Genomic DNA, 5,403 nt, shown 5'->3' on the forward strand with positions numbered 1-5,403 from the left:
TTGATGTCGTGGGTCATGTCGTCGATGGAAGCGACTTTCGACTTGATGACCTTGGCGGGGTGCACCACCACTTCATCTACTTCCGGCAGTTCGATGCTCGAGCGGATCGAGGCCGAACTGGCTGCCGGCAAGCCCAGGCGCGAAGCCGTGGTTTCGGCTGCCGTGGCGCGGCTGCGCCCCATCGTGATGACCAAGCTGACGTGCGTGGCGGGGCTGATCCCCCTGCTGCTGTTTGGCGGCAGCCTATGGGCGGGCATGGCACTCACCATCATCGGCGGGCTGCTGCTTGGCACGTTGATCACGCTGGGTCTGGTGCCTGTGCTCTACGAACTGCTGTTCGGCGGGCGGCTAGCGCGCTGGCTTGAACAACGTCGCAGCGGTGCGGCCTCCGGATCGATCGCCCACTCCTGATGCAATGCGGTCCTGATATGCAGGACCTGCACTGCGTCGATCTCTTAAAACCAACTGGGCGGCCTTTCAGACCACCCAGTTGGCTTTTGGCGTATCGAAACTTCGCGGTTAGATGGTCGTGGGCTGGGCAGTCAGTGGTGGAGGCGCCGGAAGTGCTGCACCTGAAGAGGGATTGCGTAGCAGCCCATGCAACAGCAGCGATACCACATGCGTGATGAACACCTTCGGCTCTAGCGCCTTAGCTGCACAGATGCCGAAGGAGTGCTTCCACATCTTCAGAAACAGCATCGGCGCGACCAGAGCCAGCGTGGTCTTGTGCACGTCGGTTTCACGAAAATCACCCCGGGCCACACCGCGCGCCAGGATGCGTGCAAACAGCCGATCGTAGCGCTCTATGACTTCCACGCTGTAGTACTGCACAAGATCGGGGAAGTTGCCTGATTCGGCGATCAGAAGCTTGGTCAGCCCCGAGGCAGCGGATTCACCAATGCGCTCCCACCAGCGCATCAGAATCTCGTGCAGCAGCGCCTCGCTGGTCCCTTCGAAGGTATCAATGAAGACTTCGCCTTCGGCCAACACAGGCAGGAGGTTTTCCTGGATCACTGCCTTAAACAGATCCTCCTTGCCGGCGAAATACAGGTAGACCGTGCCCTTGGATACCCCTGCGGCCGCGGCAACATCTTCCAGCCGCGTGGCCGCATAGCCGCGCACAACGAACAGGTCCAGCGCTGCGGAAACCAGCTCTTGCGGCCGGGTTTCCTTGCGTCGGACCCAGCGTTTAGCAGACGGCCCGCGGCTTTGACGCTTCACGGCATCCACTCCAAAAGTGTATGGCCGACTCGTTCTGGGAGCCTCTAGAAGGAACGTCTACAAGAACGGCGTGATCACCGCGAAGTCCGTCCCAGGCCGCCAAGGGCATAACCCCGATTCAGGCTCCATTCCTGTGCCTGCGTGCGCTCCAAAGCGCAATAGGCGTAATAAAACACCACGGACTGATAAGCCCAGACAAGCATCGCAATCGTATAGAAAACTGCGTGATCATCGTCACCCGGAATATGGTAGAAGTCATAGATGCTGGCAATCGTCTGTGCGGATATCAGCGCCAGAATCATGCCGACAGCGACAAGTTTCTCGCCGACGCTCAGCAATTTCTTGATAACGTAAGCGACGTACGCCGAGAACAAAGACCACATCACCAGATAGAAGTAGGGCTTTGGCCCCACCATGAAATCTGCTGCCCATACGACGACGGTTGCCGCCAATCCGCCCACCACATACATGACATCCGCAGCAGTCGATGGCTTGTATCGATGCGTAACGGCCATCATGCCGGCGACCGCGATCACCGGCACGCCGACGGTTCTGGAAAACGCATCGCAAAAAAGCGAGATGTTTAGGAAGACCTGTTCGCCGGTTAATGCGTTGGTCAATAAGTTCGTCGCCGAGAACGTCACCACCAGCCACTCGAATCCGAGCAGAAAGTTACGCTTCTTGAGAAGCTTGATCCCATAGATCAATGACGTCGTGATCAATGTGAAATCAGCGAGACAATAAAGATAGTATTTTGGTTCCATGATGAATTCCGGTGGTGTCGATGAATGTCTTGACCATTGCGTTTATCCACGAATATCAGTCCTTTCTTATCGGCTGGCGATGAATTGCGCGAGGTCCTCGATGTCCTGCTGCGACAATGGGCCGGCCATCGCTGCCATCGCGCCGGTGGGATCGTGGCGCTTACCGGTCTTGAAGTTCGTGAGCTGGTCGACCAGGTAGTCGTAGCCTTGTCCGGCCAATCGCGGATACACGTCCTTGCCCTCCAGTTGCTGCCCGTGGCAGGCGGCGCAGTTCTTGGCTTTGACCAACGCTTCGCCACGCGCCACCCGGGCGGCGTCGGCATGGAAGCTCGTGTTCGGCAACGGCGTCATCTGCGAGAAATGCGTCACCACCGACTCGAATTCCTGCTCTGTCAGGCTGAGCGCAAATGGCGTCATGGTTGGGTCGCTGCGCTCGCCACTGGCGAATGCCTTGAGCTGCTGCCTGAGATAGGCCGCTTTCTGACCCGCCAGGCGCGGATAGGCCTGGGTGACCGCGTTGCCTTCAAAGCCGTGGCAGTAGACGCAGGCATCGTTGGCGCGTGGCCATGGGCCGTTCACGCGCGCATTGTCGTCCGCAACCTTGTCGATCTCATTGCTCACGCGCAGCAGGCCATAGACTTCCGGCCCATAGACGATGCCGGCGACCACGGCGACAGCCAGCAACAGCCAGCACGACAGAATCAGGATCCGCTTACCGCGGCTGCGTGGTTTCGTTGTGCTACTCATCATGCCTTCCCCCCAGCCACCGCCTGCAGCGCCTGCAATGCCGCCTTATGGCCGGAACGCACTGCGCCATCCATGTAACCTGCCCAGATTTCCGCCGTTTCCGTGCCCGACCAGATCAGCTTGCCAACCGACGGATGCAGGGCTTCACCGTACGTCGTGAGAAAACCCGGCGGCATCGGCGACACGCAGGTCAGCGTCCATTTGTCTGCCTTGAGCCAGTCACGCTGGTGGAATGCGATGGGATGCAGCGCCTCGTCGCCAAACGCTTCGGCATAGATGCGCGAAAGCTGGGCCTCGGTCTCTTTCGAGTCGGCAGGAAGCATGCTGATGTGCACGAACGCATTGATCACGCCGAACGAAACATCCTCCGGCGAGTTGTCGTACGCCCATAGCACCGGCCCCTTCGGTTGAAAGATCCAGCCGTTCAAGCCCTTGTCGCGCCAGAACGCTTTCTTGTAGACGTGCGTTGTCTTGCGTCCGGGCGTAAAGGCCGGCCATCGGCGCTGCATTTCGCGGCGTTTTTCCGGCATCGGCGGATCGAAGGTGATCTGGTTGCATAGCGGCGGCGAGAGCGCAACGATCACGTTGCGCGCACGGATCACGCCATTCGGGGTGTGAATGGTGACCGGACCGTTCTGCCAGTTCTCGATGCGCAGCACGGGGCTCGACAGTCGGACCTTGTTACCCAACGCTTCCGCCATCTTGATCGACAGAATCTGCGAGCCGCCCGAGATACGGGTGCCCTGCGCGCCGTCCTTGACCGCTTCCAGCCGTTCGTAATTGCATTCGGCCGAGTTGACCATCGACAGCCAGTGCAGGAGCGACAGTCTCGCCGGTGCGGTGCCGCCGGTGATCTCCAGGCCGGTCGACCAACCGATCTGGTCTGCTGGTGCAATGTTCTTTTTCGCCAGCCAATCTCCGACCGACATTGCATCGAACTCTGCGGCGCGCGGCGACTTCCACGGTGCACCGCAGGGCACGCTCTTGGCCAGTTCTTCGAGCTCGTGGGCGATCTTCGGGTCCGTGCCGAACCCGCCCTCGGTATCGACGGCGGCCCGAGCACCGCCGGCCAGCATCGTGGACTTTCCTTCCCAATAGGTCGGAAAGGTACCGACCCCAAGCTCGCGGATCAGATCAGCAATCGCGGTCTGCCCCGGCCCGATCCATTGGCCGCCCGATTCTGAGAAATAGCCTTTCCCGAGGTCGTGGTTGAGCGTGCGTCCACCGACACGATCGCGCGCTTCGAGCACCACAAAGGACTCGCACCCTGCCCGCTTCAGGTCACGAGCAGCGGTCAGGCCTGCCAGCCCGGCCCCGATGATGGCCACCTCGAGCACGTCGCTCTCTCCACTCGCGACAACTGCAGCGGCCGCCACCTTCGGCAGCACTGCCGCCGTCGCGGCTGCCGTCACCGATGCGGCCATGCCGAGAAAGCCGCGACGCGTGAGCGCGGCCGCCTCGGGCACCTCATCGCCTTTCTTTGCAATATCGTCCATCTTGTTTTCCGCCTAGCTTGAAAAATCTGCGTGACCTATCGGCTTGCGATGTATTGCGCCAGGTCGTCCATATCCTGCTGCGACAGCGTTCCGACAACTGCCTGCATCGAGCCGGTGGCATCGCGGCGTGCGCCGCTCTTGAAGTGGGTGAGCTGATCGCGCAGGTATGCGTAACCCTGCCCCGCCAATCGCGGATACAGGTCCTTGCCCTCCAGCTTCTGCCCGTGACAAGCGGCGCAGTTGTTGGCCTTGACCAGCGCTTCACCGCGCGCCACGCGGGCCGGGTCCGCCTGGAACGTCGTGTTCGGCAGCGGCGTCATCTTCGAGAAATGCGCCGCCAGGCCTTCAAGCTCGTGCTCCGACATGCTTGCTGCCAGCGATTCCATGGTCGGATTGCTGCGCTCGCCGCTGGCGAAGGCGGTGAGTTGCTTCTTCAGGTAAGCCTCCGGCTGACCCGCCAGGCGCGGATAGGTCTGTGCACGTGCATTGCCCCCTTGACCATGGCAAGACACGCACGCATCGCTGGCGCGCGGCCACGGGCCGCCGACACGCGTGTCCTCCTGCGATATCTGGTCGAGCTGCTTGCCAAGCTGCAGCAGGCCATAGAGCTCCGGCCCATACATGACACCGCCAACCACCGCAGCGACCAACAGCAGAGCGCCCCCAAGCACCAGAATCCGCTTGCCGGGTCCGAGTGATTTCGTTTTCGTGTTCGTCATGCTTTCACCTCTGCCACGGCCTGAAGCGCCTGCAATGCCGCCTTGTGGCCGGACCGTATTGCGCCGTCCATGGTGGTAATCCAGATTTCTGCGGTTTCGGTTCATGCCCAGATCAGCCGGCCGATTGATGGATGCAACACATCGCCGTACTTGGTGAGAAAGCCTGGAGGTATCGGAGATGTGCAGCTCAGTGACCAGTTGTCAGCCTTGCCCCAGTCGTGCTCGTGGTACGCGATGGGATGCAGCGCCTCGTCGCCAAACGCCTGGGCATAGATGCGCGAGAGCTCGGCTTCGGCAGCCTTGGGGTCCGACGGCAGCACGCCGTTGTTCACGAAGGCCGAGATCACGCCGAACGAGACATCCTCCTATTTCGCAGCATTCCGTTCCGCCCAGCTGGCCGCCGGTCTGGAAGTGGTGCTGCTGGAAGAGTTCCTGGGCGTTAGGTAAGTATTCCTT

The 5,403-nt window shown here is 60.8% G+C and carries 7 protein-coding genes; 1 reads left to right on the forward strand and 6 read right to left on the reverse strand.

Annotated features, from left to right (window positions below; genetic code table 11):
• Positions 1-411, forward strand: a 411-nt coding sequence (locus AB0305_RS22505) for an efflux RND transporter permease subunit (RefSeq protein WP_366174096.1), incomplete at its 5' end; no start/stop codon positions are given.
• Between the two features lie 108 nt (positions 412-519).
• Here the strand turns inward: AB0305_RS22505 and AB0305_RS22510 are convergent.
• The 6 genes from AB0305_RS22510 to AB0305_RS22535 all read right to left on the reverse strand — a co-directional run bounded on the left by AB0305_RS22510 (position 520) and on the right by AB0305_RS22535 (position 5,294).
• Positions 520-1,230: a TetR/AcrR family transcriptional regulator gene (locus AB0305_RS22510; protein WP_366174098.1), complete on the reverse strand. Its 711-nt coding sequence runs from the start codon at positions 1,228-1,230 to the stop codon at positions 520-522.
• A gap of 65 nt (positions 1,231-1,295) precedes the next feature.
• Positions 1,296-1,985 (reverse strand): hypothetical protein, encoded by a 690-nt coding sequence (locus AB0305_RS22515; protein WP_366174100.1) that lies wholly within the window; start codon positions 1,983-1,985, stop codon positions 1,296-1,298.
• A 66-nt stretch (positions 1,986-2,051) separates the two neighbouring features.
• A complete protein-coding gene (locus tag AB0305_RS22520; protein ID WP_366174102.1) occupies positions 2,052-2,735 on the reverse strand; it encodes a c-type cytochrome in 684 nt (227 codons plus the stop codon).
• Positions 2,732-4,228, reverse strand: coding sequence for an FAD-dependent oxidoreductase (locus AB0305_RS22525; protein WP_366174104.1), 1,497 nt, complete (start codon positions 4,226-4,228; stop codon positions 2,732-2,734). Before AB0305_RS22525 ends, AB0305_RS22520 begins: the two co-directional genes overlap by 4 nt.
• Before the next feature lie 35 nt (positions 4,229-4,263).
• Complete coding sequence (locus AB0305_RS22530; RefSeq protein WP_366174106.1) at positions 4,264-4,947, reverse strand: c-type cytochrome; 684 nt, start codon at positions 4,945-4,947, stop codon at positions 4,264-4,266.
• 101 nt (positions 4,948-5,048) lie between these two features.
• Positions 5,049-5,294 carry a hypothetical protein gene (locus tag AB0305_RS22535; protein ID WP_366174108.1) on the reverse strand — a complete coding sequence of 82 codons (246 nt, stop codon included), beginning with the start codon at positions 5,292-5,294 and terminating at the stop codon, positions 5,049-5,051.
• Between the last annotated feature and the right edge of the window lie 109 nt (positions 5,295-5,403).

This window comes from Arthrobacter sp. NPDC080086 (assembly GCF_040702285.1).

Bases quoted from the DNA above. Each gene is read 5' to 3' on its own strand.
- AB0305_RS22515 (WP_366174100.1), bottom strand. From the start codon at position 1,985: ATGGAACCAAAATACTATCTTTATTGTCTCGCTGATTTCACATTGATC.
- AB0305_RS22520 (WP_366174102.1), bottom strand. From the start codon at position 2,735: ATGATGAGTAGCACAACGAAACCACGCAGCCGCGGTAAGCGGATCCTG.
- AB0305_RS22525 (WP_366174104.1), bottom strand. From the start codon at position 4,228: ATGGACGATATTGCAAAGAAAGGCGATGAGGTGCCCGAGGCGGCCGCG.
- AB0305_RS22530 (WP_366174106.1), bottom strand. From the start codon at position 4,947: ATGACGAACACGAAAACGAAATCACTCGGACCCGGCAAGCGGATTCTG.